This window comes from Arthrobacter sp. HY1533 (genome assembly GCF_027568515.1).
In the GTDB taxonomy this organism is placed as follows: Bacteria; Actinomycetota; Actinomycetes; order Actinomycetales; family Micrococcaceae; genus Specibacter.
This window is the reverse complement of sequence record NZ_JANKZF010000017.1, coordinates 64,181-77,974: the sequence shown is the minus strand read 5'-3', so window position 1 is coordinate 77,974 and position 13,794 is coordinate 64,181. Positions and strand designations below refer to the sequence as shown.

The 13,794-nt window shown below is 64.8% G+C and carries 29 protein-coding genes; all 29 read left to right on the top strand.

What is annotated here, in order from left to right; translation table 11 throughout:
* Positions 1-88 precede the first annotated feature (88 nt).
* The 29 genes from PCK14_RS13640 to PCK14_RS13500 all read left to right on the top strand — a co-directional run bounded on the left by PCK14_RS13640 (position 89) and on the right by PCK14_RS13500 (position 13,281).
* Positions 89-319, top strand: coding sequence for a hypothetical protein (locus PCK14_RS13640; protein WP_269939053.1), 231 nt, complete (start codon positions 89-91; stop codon positions 317-319).
* A gap of 2 nt (positions 320-321) precedes the next feature.
* Positions 322-516: a hypothetical protein gene (locus PCK14_RS13635; protein ID WP_269939052.1), complete on the top strand. Its 195-nt coding sequence runs from the start codon at positions 322-324 to the stop codon at positions 514-516.
* A 29-nt stretch (positions 517-545) separates the two neighbouring features.
* Positions 546-1,193, top strand: coding sequence for a hypothetical protein (locus PCK14_RS13630; protein WP_269939051.1), 648 nt, complete (start codon positions 546-548; stop codon positions 1,191-1,193).
* Between the two features lie 58 nt (positions 1,194-1,251).
* Positions 1,252-1,878 carry a hypothetical protein gene (locus tag PCK14_RS13625; RefSeq protein ID WP_269939050.1) on the top strand — a complete coding sequence of 209 codons (627 nt, stop codon included), beginning with the start codon at positions 1,252-1,254 and terminating at the stop codon, positions 1,876-1,878.
* 240 nt (positions 1,879-2,118) lie between these two features.
* Positions 2,119-2,712, top strand: a complete 594-nt coding sequence (locus PCK14_RS13620; protein WP_269939049.1) for a bifunctional DNA primase/polymerase — start codon at positions 2,119-2,121, stop codon at positions 2,710-2,712.
* Positions 2,709-2,984: a hypothetical protein gene (locus PCK14_RS13615; RefSeq protein ID WP_269939048.1), complete on the top strand. Its 276-nt coding sequence runs from the start codon at positions 2,709-2,711 to the stop codon at positions 2,982-2,984. Before PCK14_RS13620 ends, PCK14_RS13615 begins: the two co-directional genes overlap by 4 nt.
* The gene (locus PCK14_RS13610; protein ID WP_269939047.1) at positions 2,981-3,280 is read left to right on the top strand and encodes a hypothetical protein; all 300 of its coding nucleotides are present in this window, start codon (positions 2,981-2,983) and stop codon (positions 3,278-3,280) included. Before PCK14_RS13615 ends, PCK14_RS13610 begins: the two co-directional genes overlap by 4 nt.
* Positions 3,277-3,495, top strand: coding sequence for a hypothetical protein (locus PCK14_RS13605; RefSeq protein ID WP_269939046.1), 219 nt, complete (start codon positions 3,277-3,279; stop codon positions 3,493-3,495). The genes PCK14_RS13610 and PCK14_RS13605 overlap by 4 nt, the downstream gene beginning before the upstream one ends.
* Positions 3,492-3,944 (top strand): DUF4406 domain-containing protein, encoded by a 453-nt coding sequence (locus PCK14_RS13600; protein ID WP_269939045.1) that lies wholly within the window; start codon positions 3,492-3,494, stop codon positions 3,942-3,944. Before PCK14_RS13605 ends, PCK14_RS13600 begins: the two co-directional genes overlap by 4 nt.
* On the top strand, positions 3,941-4,174 hold the full coding sequence (locus PCK14_RS13595) for a hypothetical protein (protein ID WP_269939044.1): 234 nt from the start codon (positions 3,941-3,943) through the stop codon (positions 4,172-4,174). The genes PCK14_RS13600 and PCK14_RS13595 overlap by 4 nt, the downstream gene beginning before the upstream one ends.
* A complete protein-coding gene (locus tag PCK14_RS13590; RefSeq protein WP_269939043.1) occupies positions 4,171-5,607 on the top strand; it encodes a DNA cytosine methyltransferase in 1,437 nt (478 codons plus the stop codon). Before PCK14_RS13595 ends, PCK14_RS13590 begins: the two co-directional genes overlap by 4 nt.
* On the top strand, positions 5,604-6,242 hold the full coding sequence (locus tag PCK14_RS13585; RefSeq protein ID WP_269939042.1) for a hypothetical protein: 639 nt from the start codon (positions 5,604-5,606) through the stop codon (positions 6,240-6,242). Before PCK14_RS13590 ends, PCK14_RS13585 begins: the two co-directional genes overlap by 4 nt.
* A 29-nt stretch (positions 6,243-6,271) precedes the next feature.
* Positions 6,272-7,822, top strand: coding sequence for an AAA family ATPase (locus PCK14_RS13580; RefSeq protein ID WP_269939041.1), 1,551 nt, complete (start codon positions 6,272-6,274; stop codon positions 7,820-7,822).
* A complete protein-coding gene (locus PCK14_RS13575) occupies positions 7,815-8,264 on the top strand; it encodes a hypothetical protein (RefSeq protein WP_269939040.1) in 450 nt (149 codons plus the stop codon). Before PCK14_RS13580 ends, PCK14_RS13575 begins: the two co-directional genes overlap by 8 nt.
* Positions 8,261-8,479 (top strand): hypothetical protein, encoded by a 219-nt coding sequence (locus PCK14_RS13570; protein WP_269939039.1) that lies wholly within the window; start codon positions 8,261-8,263, stop codon positions 8,477-8,479. Before PCK14_RS13575 ends, PCK14_RS13570 begins: the two co-directional genes overlap by 4 nt.
* Complete coding sequence (locus PCK14_RS13565; protein WP_269939038.1) at positions 8,476-8,691, top strand: hypothetical protein; 216 nt, start codon at positions 8,476-8,478, stop codon at positions 8,689-8,691. The genes PCK14_RS13570 and PCK14_RS13565 overlap by 4 nt, the downstream gene beginning before the upstream one ends.
* A 212-nt stretch (positions 8,692-8,903) precedes the next feature.
* Positions 8,904-9,320, top strand: coding sequence for a RusA family crossover junction endodeoxyribonuclease (locus PCK14_RS13560; RefSeq protein WP_269939037.1), 417 nt, complete (start codon positions 8,904-8,906; stop codon positions 9,318-9,320).
* Complete coding sequence (locus PCK14_RS13555; RefSeq protein WP_269939036.1) at positions 9,320-9,604, top strand: hypothetical protein; 285 nt, start codon at positions 9,320-9,322, stop codon at positions 9,602-9,604. Before PCK14_RS13560 ends, PCK14_RS13555 begins: the two co-directional genes overlap by 1 nt.
* Positions 9,597-9,875, top strand: a complete 279-nt coding sequence (locus PCK14_RS13550) for a hypothetical protein (protein WP_269939035.1) — start codon at positions 9,597-9,599, stop codon at positions 9,873-9,875. Before PCK14_RS13555 ends, PCK14_RS13550 begins: the two co-directional genes overlap by 8 nt.
* 129 nt (positions 9,876-10,004) lie before the next feature.
* The gene (locus PCK14_RS13545; protein WP_269939034.1) at positions 10,005-10,319 is read left to right on the top strand and encodes a hypothetical protein; all 315 of its coding nucleotides are present in this window, start codon (positions 10,005-10,007) and stop codon (positions 10,317-10,319) included.
* On the top strand, positions 10,312-10,647 hold the full coding sequence (locus PCK14_RS13540; RefSeq protein ID WP_269939033.1) for a hypothetical protein: 336 nt from the start codon (positions 10,312-10,314) through the stop codon (positions 10,645-10,647). Before PCK14_RS13545 ends, PCK14_RS13540 begins: the two co-directional genes overlap by 8 nt.
* On the top strand, positions 10,644-11,030 hold the full coding sequence (locus PCK14_RS13535; protein WP_269939032.1) for a hypothetical protein: 387 nt from the start codon (positions 10,644-10,646) through the stop codon (positions 11,028-11,030). The genes PCK14_RS13540 and PCK14_RS13535 overlap by 4 nt, the downstream gene beginning before the upstream one ends.
* Positions 11,027-11,827, top strand: a complete 801-nt coding sequence (locus tag PCK14_RS13530; protein WP_269939031.1) for a hypothetical protein — start codon at positions 11,027-11,029, stop codon at positions 11,825-11,827. The genes PCK14_RS13535 and PCK14_RS13530 overlap by 4 nt, the downstream gene beginning before the upstream one ends.
* Entirely contained in the window at positions 11,824-12,015 is a 192-nt protein-coding gene (locus PCK14_RS13525) for a hypothetical protein (protein WP_269939030.1), read from the top strand. Before PCK14_RS13530 ends, PCK14_RS13525 begins: the two co-directional genes overlap by 4 nt.
* Positions 12,015-12,467, top strand: coding sequence for a hypothetical protein (locus PCK14_RS13520; protein WP_269939029.1), 453 nt, complete (start codon positions 12,015-12,017; stop codon positions 12,465-12,467). The genes PCK14_RS13525 and PCK14_RS13520 overlap by 1 nt, the downstream gene beginning before the upstream one ends.
* Positions 12,464-12,622, top strand: coding sequence for a hypothetical protein (locus tag PCK14_RS13515; protein ID WP_269939028.1), 159 nt, complete (start codon positions 12,464-12,466; stop codon positions 12,620-12,622). Before PCK14_RS13520 ends, PCK14_RS13515 begins: the two co-directional genes overlap by 4 nt.
* Entirely contained in the window at positions 12,619-12,768 is a 150-nt protein-coding gene (locus tag PCK14_RS13510; RefSeq protein ID WP_269939027.1) for a hypothetical protein, read from the top strand. Before PCK14_RS13515 ends, PCK14_RS13510 begins: the two co-directional genes overlap by 4 nt.
* Positions 12,761-12,979: a hypothetical protein gene (locus tag PCK14_RS13505; RefSeq protein WP_269939026.1), complete on the top strand. Its 219-nt coding sequence runs from the start codon at positions 12,761-12,763 to the stop codon at positions 12,977-12,979. Before PCK14_RS13510 ends, PCK14_RS13505 begins: the two co-directional genes overlap by 8 nt.
* The gene (locus tag PCK14_RS13500; RefSeq protein ID WP_269939025.1) at positions 12,967-13,281 is read left to right on the top strand and encodes a hypothetical protein; all 315 of its coding nucleotides are present in this window, start codon (positions 12,967-12,969) and stop codon (positions 13,279-13,281) included. Before PCK14_RS13505 ends, PCK14_RS13500 begins: the two co-directional genes overlap by 13 nt.
* The last annotated feature ends 513 nt before the right edge of the window (positions 13,282-13,794 follow it).

Sequence of the window (13,794 nt, the reverse complement as noted above, 5' to 3'; positions counted from 1 at the left end):
AACGACCCAGACACCAGCCGCGACTATGCACCGCCGGAATGCCGCCGCTGTGACGGATCCGGAGAAGAACCAACGGAAGGACAGGGCGATGGAACAGCTTGAAAAGGCAGCCCGCCAGTACCACGAGGCGCACCGGGCAACGGCGAAGGCGCAGGCGGCGCAGGACGCCGCATACAAGGCCCAAGCCACCGCACCGGGCCACATCACCACCCTTGCATGGGTGCAAGCCGTGAAGGTGCAGCGCATGGCACAGCTGGTCGAGGGTGCGGCGTTGGGTGCCCTTGCTGTGGCGGCCCTGCAGGTTCCGGAGGTGATGTAGCCGTGACCGAGCTGGAAAAGGCCGCCGAGGAATACGGGCAGGCGCAGCGCATCGAGCAGCGTGCCGACCGGCTGGCCAGCATGGCCCGCGACAAGGCCGCCGAGTACGAAGCCGGCGCCGAGGAAGCGCACCGGGCGACCTGCCGGGCGCGGGAACGGCTCGAGCAGGCGGCCCTGCACCACGGCAAAGATTTCTAACCCACCCCTACCAGTAAGGAAACCCCGCTATGACAAAGCTTTCTGGAACCCTCCCCGGTGGTGACAACAACGGGCTCGGATCACTGGCCCGGGCACTGACCGCGGACCCGCACAAGACGGCGCTGATCGTGGCTGTGGTGGATTGCAAGTCCATCACCATCGACACGGACACCGGCGACAAGGTTGCCACGGTCCGGATCCGGCGTGTGGAGCCGATCGACCCGCAGGACACGGAGCAGGCGCAGCGGCTGCTGGTGCGTGGTTTGGAGCGCCGGACCGGGGCGGTGATGCTGCCGATCGACTTGGAGGACGAGCTGTCCAAGCTGTTCGCCAACCTGGTCGACCTCGTCGATTTGGAGACCGGCGAAGTTCTGGACCGCCAGGCCGAGGACGCTGCAGACGATGCCGCCGAGGACGAGCTGGCCCTGCCGGCCGAGGACGACAGCACCGACGAGGCCGAGAAGCTGCCCGAGGCGTCGGCCGCCGAGGTCGCCGCCCTCGAGGCGCTGATGAACGAGCCCGACCCGGTGGCACCCGAACCGGCCGCCGAAGAGGCGCCGGCAGAGAAGCCGAAGCGTGTCCGGAAATCCCGGGCCAAGGCTGTGGCGGACGCCGTGGCCGAAGAGGAAGCCGCCCCCGCGGCTGACGATGAGGGTTTGCCCTGGCTCAAGGACTGACCCCCTGCAACAACCCAACCCCACCCAACAAGACCCACCCCACAGTTAGGACCACACAATGAGTGTTTGGGACGACCCCAGCATGAAGGTCGGTGGCAATTACGTCACCTTCGACAACCCGGGCGATTTCGTGTCCGGCACGATCAGCCTGATCCGGCCCCACGTTTTCAACGACGGCAGCGTTGCGGCGCAGCTGTTCATCACCACCGACAACGGCGAAGAGGTCACCGTCACCGCCGGGCAGATCAAGCTGAAGATCGAGCTGGTCCGCCTGCGCCCGGAGGCCGGCGATCACATCATGATCCGGTATGCGCAGAAGGAGCAGCGCGCAGGCGGCAAGACCCTCAAGCACTTTGAGGTGCAGGTGACGCCGGGTCAGGTGCAGCAGGGCGGCTATCAGCAGCCCCAGCAGCCGCAGCAGTACGCGCCCCAGCAGCAGCCGTTCCAGCAGGCACCGACACCGGCACAGCAGCACTATCCGCAGGCAACGGATGCGTGGTCACAGCCGCAGCAGGGGCAGCAGCCCCCCGCGCAGCCGTGGGGCGGGCAGGGGCAGCAGCAGGCCGCATTCGCGCCGCCGGTGCAGCAGCAGCCCCCGGCCGGTCCTGGCCCGTTCCAGCAGGCTCCCCAGCCCGCACAGCCCCAGTACCAGCAGCCGCCGCAGGCTGCGGAGCCGCCGTTCTAACAGGGAGGTGATCCACATCTACCCCCGCACCGGAACCAGCCGGGCGCCGCGTGCAAGCCGCGGGGCGGGACCTAACGAAAGGAACGTCATGGACAAGCGCAACACCACAATGAACCCGGATTGCCGGGACGGCAAGCACGCCGCCTGCAGCGGGGATGGATGGGACACGGCGACGGATTGCTACACCCCGTGCCCGTGCGCCTGCCACGGCCATTTCAGCCGCACACCCAAGGGAGCGAAGTGAACTACACCCCAGCCCAGCAGGCCTACTTGGCCGCCCTGCAAACCCCCGAGAACATCATGGGCGTCATACAGGCCGAGCGTGCTGTGGACGCCGAACACGCAGCCCAGGAGGCCCGCCTGAACGCCCCCGGCGCCTTGCTCAACGCGGCGCTCTGGTACGCGGGCCAAGGCCTGCTGGTGTTCCCCTGCCGGCCCGGTGAAAAGGTGCCAGCCACGAGACACGGATTCAAGGAAGCCACCACCGACCTCGACCAGATCCGGACGTGGTGGCACAACTGGCCCGCAGCCAACGTCGGCCTGCCGACCGGGCACCAGTTCGACGTCCTCGACATCGACGGCCCCAAAGGACACCAGTCCCTCACCATCCTCCGCGGCCGTGGCCTGCTGGACGAGCCCGCCCTGGCTGTGGCCACAACCCCGCACGGCACCCACTTCTACTACACGCCCAGCGGCGACGGCAACACCACCGCCCTCGCCCCCGGCATTGATTACCGCGGCATGGGCGGCTACGTCCTCGCCGCACCCTCCCGGCTGGCAGACGGCGGCGTGTACCGCTGGACGCAGCCCCTCACCCTAGGAGCAACGCAATGAGCGCTTGCATCGGCCCAATGGGCGAATACAGCTCGCACACACCCGGCAAAGACGACCCGTACACCTGCGAATGGTGCGGCGTGGAAGATACCGACCGGATGCGCCGTGACATTGCCGCCCTGACCGCGGCCGCCACGTCCATCGCCGTCGAGGCCAAGGCCGAGGCGTGGCGGGATGCCGCCGACTGGCTCGAAGCAATCGAAATGCCCAACCGAACAGCATCACAGCGCCTACGCGTGTACGCCGACCAGATCGAAGGGAACAAGTCATGAAGGTTTACGTTGGCACCAGCACCCGCAACGGGCACGTCGCGGTCGACGGCCCGCACCATGTCACCGCCCACGGCGGCCGCTGGTTCGTGTACATCCCCCAGGCAGCTGGCGACCCCATCACCCGGGTCCGTATCGGGTCGACTCCGAACTTCGACACGATGGTTGCTGAGCAGTTGGTGAAGCATCCGGCGCCGGAAGAGACGACGGCGTTCCTGCCAGCGTTCCGCGCCGTGCTGACCATGCGCGGCAACAAGGTCCGCATCGAGGTCACCGACACGGCCGAGGTGACGGCATGAGCGACCGGATGACCGAGGCGCACGCCGCCGGCGGGTACGGGATCGCCACCTACGGGCGCAAGACCCGGCCCGAAATGATCGCCAAGTACCGCGCGCACTACGAGTTTCAGCTACGGAAGGCCACCGAGGCCCTGGCTAAGACTGACGACGAAATCGTGGTCTCAACCTATGTCGGCCCGTGGGCTCGCACTAACGAAAAGGTTGTGACGGAATGATTTACATTTCAGGCCCCATCACCAATGCCGACCCCAAAGCGCAGGATGCGAACCTGCACGAATTCAACGCCGCCGCCGATAAGCTCCGGGCCGCTGGTCTCGAGGTGTTCAACCCCGCGGAACAGCCCCCAGGCTTGACCTACGCACAGTACATGCGAACCGACATTCTCGCACTGCTCGAATGCAAAGCCATGGTGCAGTTGCCCGGTTGGCGCGAATCCCGTGGCGCAACCATCGAACACAACATCGCCGTCGCCCTCGATATACCCGTTCGGTTCTTCAATGACTGGGAAGAACTGACGGTTCAGACCACGCACGGCCAGGCCGAGGACCACAACGGGGATCCCATCTGCTGCTGCGGTTGGGATCCGGCCCGGGCACTCATCCCCGCCACCAGCCAAGTGGTTGCCGTTCGTATGATCACCCAGCACATCAAGGCCACATCATGAAGTACTTTGAGACGCCCGAGTTCAAGGCGGCACGGTCCGAGGACGCCCGCCTGTACGCCGCCCTGTGCGAAACCGTCGACTACCGCAACTTGCCACCGGCGGGAACCGAGGCATACGCCACCTACCGCCGCGACGTCGTCGAACCGGCCAAGGCTGAATGGTGGGAGGCCCGGAAACAGCTCAACGCGCTACGCGCCGCTGGCGAAGCCGCCGAGGCGGTGACGGCATGACCCATTCACCAGTGGTCGAGTGGACAGATATGTTCTGCGGCATGGGTGGCAGTGCCACCGGTGTCGAAATGGTCGGCGGGATGCACGTCCAAACCGCGATGAACCATTGGGATTTCGCGATCGACCTGCACCAGAACAACCACCCCACCACCGACCACATCACAGCCGACATCAAGGAAACCGACCCGCGCCTCGTCAAGCACTCAACCGCACTCTGGGCCAGCCCAGAATGCACCAACCACAGCGTGGCCAAGAGCAAGAAGCGCATCACGAACCAGCAGGCCCTGTTCGGTGAACAGCTTCCCGACGAGGCTGCCGCCCGGTCCCGCGCGACCATGTGGGACGTGGTCCGGTATGCCGAGTTCCACAAGTACCAGATCATCATCACCGAGAACGTGGTCGACGCCGCGAAGTGGATCCTTTTCGATTCCTGGCTCGGAGCCATGGACGCCATCGGCTACATGCACAAGGTCATGTACGTCAACAGCATGCACGCCCAAGCCTTGGGCGACCCCGCACCCCAGTCCCGCGACCGCATCTACGTCCTGTTCTGGCGCAAGGGCAACAAGGCCCCCGACACGGACAAATACTTCCGGCCCAGGGCGTACTGCCCCAGCTGCGACGAGGTCGTCAACGCCATGCAGGTATTCAAGAAGCCGGGACAGCCATGGGGACGCTACCGCGCCCAGTACAACTGGCGTTGCCCCAAATCCTCGTGCAAGAACCGGATCGTTGAGCCGGGCTGGCTGGCTGCCGAAACGGCCATTGACTGGTCCATTCCGGGCCAGCGCATCGGGGACCGCGGCAAGCCGTTGGCGGAAAAGACCATGGCCCGCATTGAGGCCGGGATCCAGAAGTTCTGGGACGCCCCGTTCAGCATCGACAGTGTTCGCGGATCCCAAATCCTCACCCCCGTCCGCACGGAACCCTTCCCCACCCAAACCACGGCCTACACTCGCGGCCTGCTAATCCCGGTCGAGGGCAGGGATGGCAAGCAAGCGGCCCCCACCACCGACCCCATGCGGACGCAGACGACCCGAAATGAGACCGGGCTGTTGATGGAGTACTACGGCAACGGGGTCATGCACGAGACGGTGAAGCCGATCCCGACGATCACCACCCACGACCGTTTCGCCATGATCACGCTGCGCGGCCACAACGCCCCGAAGCCGGTCACGGAGGCCCTGGACACGATCGTTGCCGCCGGCACGCACCACGGCCTCATGGGTATGCGTGACCGGCCCCGTGTTGAGGACTGCACTTTCCGGATGTTGGAGCCCCGCGAGCTGGCCAATGGTTTCGCGTTCCCCGCCGACTACTGGATGGAAGGCAACAAACGGTCCCTTGTGAAGGCGATCGGCAATTCTGTCACCCCGCCAAACGCCCGTGACGCTGTCGCGTGCATGGCTGAAACTTTGGGAGTCGAGTCATGAATCAGACACGCTACTTCGCAACGCGCCTTAGTGACATTCCTGGCCCGAAGGTCCGGGCAGCCAAGACGGAAACACCCGAGCAGGACAAGGAGTGGTTCGACGCCTATGTGGCGGACCGGCGGCTGCGCGGGGTGGATCCGAACGGGGTCGTCATGGACGGGGAGGAACCCGCACCGAGGGGCCGCCCCAGTGGACCACAGTTCTACTGCAAGCACGGACACCGTCGCGAACCCGGGAACGTTCTCACGTATGAAACCCCGGCCGGCATGGTGCGCCTGGCCTGCCTTACCTGCCACGAATTGGGGCTCGCTACGGTGCCCGCGACCAAGCCGAGGACGTACAAGCCGGTAACGTCGGCGCCCAAGCCGCCGCGCACGCACTGCACGCATGGGCATGAGCTGACCCGCGACAACGTGTACATCATCAAAGCGACCGGCCGCAGGCAGTGCCGGACGTGCCAGCTGGCAGCGACCCGGAAGAACCGGAAGAAGTCCGCCAAGCCTCGCCAGCCCAAGACGCATTGCGTGCACGGGCACGAGTACACGGAGGCAAACACATTCATCAACCGCAAGGGTGCCCGTGAGTGCCGGACGTGCATTCAGGCCCGAATCAACGCTAGGAAGGTCTCCGCGTAATGCCCCGGATTAGCGACCTGAAAGCGGGTATGAGTGACGGCAATGAGCCGTCACGGCCCGCCCCCATGGTTGCCCCGCTGCTGGATGTGGCTGGGGCGACCAGCTACGCCCTCGCCGCACTGAACGCCGAGACCTTGCTTGTGGCCACTGCCCCGGAGGGCACCAGGAACGACACGCTGAATAAGGCGGCGTTCAACATGGCGCAGCTGGTCGCTGGTGGGCAACTACCTGGCCCGCTGGTGCTGCAGGAACTGGGATCCGCGGCCCGGGCCAACGGGCTCGATGATGTGGAGATCCTGCGGACGCTGCAGTCGGCACTGCCGGCTGGGGAGAAGATGCCGAGGGTGAAGGCGCCGGACGAGACCGAGGCGTGGTTGAACAGCCTGCCGCGTACCTCCAACCCGGTGGCAAAACCGGACATGGCCCCGCAGCAGCCCGCCACAGCCCCGCAGGCGCCCCAGCAGCAAGGCCCCGGCCCCGCGATACCGGAGCAGCTGTTCAACCGCGACGTCGCCCTAGAAGCCCACCGCGGCAGGGTGCAGGAAGCAGCCAAGCGGCTACTCAAAGCCGAACGCGAAGCAGGGCAAGGCAAGCCGCGCATGATCGGGCTGCGCGAGTTCCTGAACGAACCCGACGAGGACGTCCAATACCGGATCAGCGAGGTCTGGCCCACCGGCGGCCGCGTCGTGTTCGCCGCCCAGTACAAGGCCGGGAAGTCGACCGCGGTCGGCAACGTGATCCGCGCCCTCGCTGACGGCTCCCCATTCTTGGGCCAGTTCACCACCGCCCCGGCCCGCCGCATCATCCTCATAGACAACGAACTGGACCAGCGCACCCTGCGCCGCTGGTTAAGAGACCAAGACGTACAGAATGCAGACGCTGTCACCCTCATCCCTTTGCGTGGCATGGTCGGCGCCTTCGACATCCTCGACGACGACACCCGCAAGCAATGGGCCGCCGCCCTGGCCACCACCGGCGCAGACGTGATCATCCTCGACTGCCTACGCCCCGTACTGGACGCGCTCGGCCTGTCCGAGGACAAGGACGCCGGCCGGTTCCTCGTCACCTTCGACGCCCTGCTCCACGGAGCCGGCGCAGCCGAAGCCCTAGTCGTGCACCATATGGGGCACGGCGGCGAACGATCCCGCGGTGATAGCCGCATCCTCGACTGGCCCGACGCCACCTGGAAGCTCGTCCGCCAGGACGGCGAGGATTTAACCAGCCCGCGCTATTTCAGCGCCTTCGGCCGCGACGTCGAAGTGTCCGAGTCGCTGCTGCAGTACGACCCGGACACCCGCCACCTCGACATCATTGGCGGATCCCGGCGCCGATCCAAAACCGAGGACGCACTAGGCAAGCTGCTCAAGTTCCTGTCTGTGCAGGAGCGGCCCGTGTCCGGGAACTGGATCGAGAAGAACATTGAGCGCGGCTACGGTTCCCAGACGTGGCGGGACGCCCTGAAAGAGGGCGCCGCCCAAGGCCTGATCGTGAAGGGCTACACGGGCTGGTCGCTGGCCGCACCACTACCCCCGGCCGCGGAGGAACCGCCGGAAGGGTTTGAGGGGGTGCCCCGTGCCTAAGAAGCCAGTGCAGCCGAACCTGCCGGGCATGAAAGCCCCGGCGAAGCCGAAGAAGCCGATGTCGGCGTACATGCTCGAGCAGATCAAGGCCGCGCATCCGGAAGCGTTCGGGCACAACGCGCATTGGGTGCAGTGCCGGGACTGCGGCGCGTGGACGCTGCAGGGCCACGACTGGACCGAGGACTGGGCCGGGCTCGGCATCGTGGACCCCGCCCAGCTCACCGTCATGACGGAGCTACAGGCGCTGCTGGCCGGGCGCCGCACCTACGAAATTATTCTCCGCGACACCCAGAAAACGTTGCGGTCCCGGGATCAGTGGCGGATAGGCGCCCACACCCCCGAATCCCTGGCCTGCCCCGTTGTCCCCGCCCACCAATGCTATTCACCCTTGGGTGTGCCGATCCCGCGCACAGCCCTCGTCGAGAAAAGGAACACCCCATGACCAAGACCAAGACCAAGACCAAGTTCGTCAAGCGATACCCCCGCGCCGTGATCCGCCGCAGCAACTACGGTTTCCAGTTTGCGCACATCCTGCACCACCCGACCGAGAAGCCCGACGACAGCAACGTCGTTGGATTCCAGTACCAGCAGATCAGTCCCGCCAATCTCCGCAAAGTAACCGACCTGATCCAGAGCTACAGGAGTGAACCGTCATGAAGAAGCAGCTCGCCTACCCCCGCGGTTTCGTGCACCTGAACAAGTCCGGTGGCTGGTCCCTGGCTTGGCGGTTGCACCCCGACACCGGCAACCACTGGGACGACCCCATGGCCGCCCCGCACTTCGCCGCGGACCAGCTGCCGCGGGCGTGCGATGTAGCCCGCAACCACGTCGACCACATGTGGATGCTGCTCGGCAGGGGCGACTCGTGAGTAGCTTCCGGGAAATATTCGACGCCGCGGACCCGGAGCCCGAACCAGAGGCACGGAAGCCCCGAGGATGGGCGGCAAACTGCCCCGGATGTGGACGTTTCTGCCGATCCCGCACTGAACACACCTACAACGGCTGGTTCGACGGAATCGACCAAATCACCTACTGCGCCAATTGCGGCGAACAACGAACAGCACTGGTTTAGGAGGCGGCTATGAATTTCACCGGCGAGGTCCGGTTCGGGATCTGGGGCACCGCCCCCGCCCCGCAAGGCAGCAAGTCCGTCACCAAGAAAGGCATCATGTTTGAGGCCAACAAAAACCTCAAGCCGTGGCGGGAAATCATGGTCGCCCACATGAAAGCCACGGTCGGCCCCGACTGGGAACCATGGTCTGGCCCGGTCCAGGCGGTCGGCATCTTCTACATGCCGAAGCCCCGCACAACCCGTTTCCCGGTCCCCATGGGCAAACCGGATCTGGACAAGCTGCAGCGCGCGGTCGGTGACGCGCTCACCCAGGCCCGCATCATCAGCGACGACGCCCGCATCGTCCACTGGAACGTCCAAAAGCAGTGGGCTCTGGATGGCGGCCCAGGGCTGCACCTCGTGCTGCGGCAGATTGGAGGCCTGTGATGGGTCAAATGTTCATCGTCGAGGACGGGCTGATCATCTGCCACGACTACTCGTTCACGGTCACCACGGCGGCCGCCCTGCGCGTCGTCAAAGTACTACTCATGAACCCGCCACCACCGGACATTCCGGATTGGATGGCTGAAACGGCAGTGTTCGGGCTGCTGTGCAAGGCCGAGGGCTACAGCCGCGAAGTGACTACGGCCCTCGCATCCAACGACGACTATGCACAGATCGTCCAGCTCCTGTGGGAAACCTTCAAAGAATCGCAGGCACCAAATGACTAACACCCAGTTCAACGCGCGCACCCCCCTCAACCAGGAACCCCAGCGCGGACCGAACTTCTGCCCGTACTGCGACTACTGGCACCCCGTCGCCTCCATCCTCGGCGACCACGTCACCCGGGAACATGCCGCACAGCTGCCCCGCGGTGACCGCCCCGAACGGACCCCGGAGCAGGTCGGGCATGACGCCGCGGCCCGCGCCGATCAGATTGCCGCGATCAAGGCCCGCAAGGCTGCCAGGGACGCGGCGAAGGGAAAGGGGAAGGCGTCATGATCCAGACACCCAGGGAGCCGCGCCCCGCCCCGGCCACACCCTGCCGCAAAGGCTGCTGCTGGAACCCCTACGGGGTGTGTCGCACCAAAGGCGCCTGCACCTGCCACACCGAGGCGGGAGGTGGGAACCGTGGCTAGCCTATTCGACACCGGGCCGCTGCCTGCTGGACCCCTCAAGGCTTTCGTCATTGTGGAAATGAAGGACGGCAGCGCCGTCGCCTACGCCATCGAACACCCCGAGGAAGTGAGTGTTGAAACGCAACACCACTACGCCAGAGGATTTGACCCATTCTTCGATATGTACCGCGTCGATTCCGCCACCCATTCCCTGACGTTCGACTTTCGGAACGCCCTCGGCTACACCTCGATCCGGTTGGCGCCCGGTGCTTGGGGCGGTTTCAATTTCGACCGCCCCGCCATTGAGGCGGGTGACTCCCATGACTGAACAGCCAGCCGAGCAGCCCCCGGCACCGGCACCCGACCCGCTGGCGCTGCTGGACTTCCCGCTGGTCTGCGACATGATCCACCACGACCACACCGACTGCCAGCAACCGGCAACACACTTCGCACGAGTCCACTTCTGCCGAGAAACCGCCCCAGGGAAGCACGTCTACCGGCCAGCCGGCATCCGTGTCGTGGTGTGCGACAAATTCATCAATGACGCGATCGAGCTGGCCAACAGCGGCGAGGGTCAATGCGCCCGCTGCTCCAAGAAATTCACCAGCATCGTCGACCGCATCTGGGACATCGAAAAATTCAAGGACACGAAATGAGCAACCGCAGCGACCTCCGCAACACCATCCTCACCGCGATCAAGCGGTCCATGCATCGCCCCCGCTACAGGGGATCCGAGGAACTGGCTGACGAACTGACCGTCACGGTCCGGCGGGCCCAGGCAGACGCATGGACGCGCGGTTGGGCCGCGGGGAGGCTGGACGATGCTTCCGACCACTGCGGTCGGCGCCCCAACCCGTACATGGGCGGCCGGCACGCAGGACCGTTCGCCCCGGCGGGGGACTTCATTGGTCGCACCCCAGGTGATCAATATGTGGTAGTTGGGGCGGACACGAACAACGCTGTCGCTGTCCGCGTCACGGGCACATTTCAGCCTCGCGCCGCCTACCCGCAGACCAACCCATACCCGGAGCCGAAATGAAAACGGAATGCCTCGTCTGCGCCGCGCAGCTCAAGGACGTTTGGCTGTGCGGCCGCCACCTCGCCCAGCTGCGCGACACGCTGCGCCGGCTGCCCGCCCTGGCCCGCGACCTCGAGGACACGATCGCGAAACAAGACCGCATGAACAAGAGCGTCGGCAGCAGCGGCAAAGGCGGGACGAAACCGCTGATCCTGAACGTGGACGCCTCGGAAGTCATGCGCACCCTACGCTCGACCCTGCTGGTGTGGACCCACGTCACCTACCGGACCATAGGCAGCGCCCCGGCCTCGTTCCAGATCCACGACATGGCTTATCACCTGGACCGGGTCCTCGACAAGCTGGTCGCGCACCAGCCCATCGGCGCCCTCTACGCCGAGGTCATGCACGCCGCCCGCATGGTCACCCAAGCCGTCGACCTGCCACCCAGCACCGCCGGCCTCCAATACGCCGGCCCCTGCGGCGCCGTGTTCCCCAACGACGTCACCTGCACCCACCAACTCTGGGCGCGGCCACGCGAGGACAACATCACCTGCCCGCGCTGCGGCACCGAATGGAACGTCCCCGACCGCCGCGACAACGCCCTCGACGCGGCCGAAGACATCCTCGCCACCGCAGACACCATCAGCCGAGCCCTCACCGCCCAAGGCGTCGACGTCACAGCCCAGAACGTTTACGACTGGAGACGCCGCGGCAAACTCACACCCGCGGGCACGAATAAGGCGAATCAGCCTGTTTACCGGGTCGGGGACGTCCTCGACATCATCGACGAAATGCACACAAAAGGACACCGACCATGAGCCGCTACTACGGGTACGTCTTGATCACATTCACGGACGGCACCACAACCCGGGTCGGCGGAAACGACGCCGTCACCCGCAACGACCAGCTGGTCGTCAAGACCAACAGCGATTACGGCGGGGCCGCCAGGGACGTCCAGTTCTTCCCGCTATCCAACATCAAAACGTGGCGATGGGAGGGAGAATAATGACCACCCCCGATCCCGAGGCCACCAACATCCCGTCGACAAACATGATCAATTGGGAGAGTTTCATGTTCAAGATGCACGACATGAAGCCATCGCGGGACCACCCAGCCCCTGAAGCAATCAAAACTGGGACAATCCAGCCCTCGCCTAGGTCTGACACCATGCTCTCGATCCACGCCGACGATGGGTCAGAAATGCTGGCCATCCTCCCCAACGGGACTGTTCGCGGAACCATCGAGAACGCAGGACCGGCCGCCCAACTTTTCGTGGCCGAAATGCGCGGCATGACCGAAGCCATCGCCGCCAAAGCCAAAGCCGAAGCGCTCCGAGAAGCAGCGGAGGCAATGCCGGCGCGTCTACTCATCGGTCTTGAAGGCGAATACGACGGCAATGACTATCACCGCGAATGGCTGCGCGCCCGTGCCGCAATGATTGAAGGGAAAGACTCATGATGTCCAATGAGCAGGCCATGAAGGCCATGGAAGAAGCAACCCAAGGCATCGCCATGATCAACGGTTTGCGGCAGCAACTCATCGACGCCGGGTGGGATCCCGGCAACGCCGAAATGGCTGTCGTGTCCATGCTCAACGCCACGAACAAATCATGAACCGGGCACGCATGTTCCTGGCCCGCATCATCAACGCCGACTGGGACGTCACCATCACCAACGCGGACGGTGGCACCATCATCACCGTCCGCACCGGAACCGACACCGCACAACTCACCATCGGAAGCAGGCAAAAAAATGACTAACCTGATCCCCGCCATGGCCACCATGGTCGGCGTGTTCTCATTCGTGATTGTCGCCCTCGCCGTGGCCGCCGCCATGACCCCGGAAGACAACAAGGACAAGCACCGCACCATCCTGCGCATGGTCGGCGCGTTCGCCGCCCTGCTGGCCCTCACCCTCGCCGTCCTGCTCGTGTCCCTGATCGTGTGGGCAGTGACCCAGTGGACGGGCTAACCACAACCATCATTGAGGTTGACCCCGGTGTCTGGGCCTCACTGATCCATGGCCCGCAACAGCGCTGCGAACACTCCCGACACAATGACCCGGGCTGGCAGCACACTCACGGCGGCCCGGCCACCCACTACATCAAAGCCGTCCACCGCTGCACCGGAACAGACCCGATCGTCTACCCGGCCTGCAACCCGTTCGCCCAGTACGTGCTATCTCACATGGGCATGGATTGGATGTGCCCGGCCTGCAAGCACATCGACAAAACGCAACACATGGTGCAGGTCGTCGCCATCATCGACCACTAAACCCGCGCCCACACCTACACAACAGACAAGTAAATTACTTGACAAACGTGTACTAGTTGCCAGATCATAGCTAGTGGCGTCGAAAACTAGACGGCAAACGCTCCACCACAAGGTGGGGCGTTTCGCCGTTAAAACATGGCAATGAAGGACGGGCACCGTCATGACCGGCAAAACACCACCACAAGAACCCGCCCAAAACCCGGCCACACCGGCACGCACACACTGCCCCCGCTGCCGAGCCCCCAAAGTCATCCACGCCAAAGAACACTGCCCAGGCAACACCCGCTGCCAATGGCGCGTCTGCGACTGCGGCACCACCTGGAACCCCAACACCGGCACCCACTACCCACCCATCCAAGGCTAGACATGAGCCGCAACACCAGAACCCTGCTACTGGCCACAGGCGCCGGCATCCTGGCAGGCAGCATCCTCGGACCCGCCCTAGCCATCAGCATCGGCGCCTACGGATGGAACACGGTAAGCCGCGGCCGCGACCCAATATGGGTCCGCACA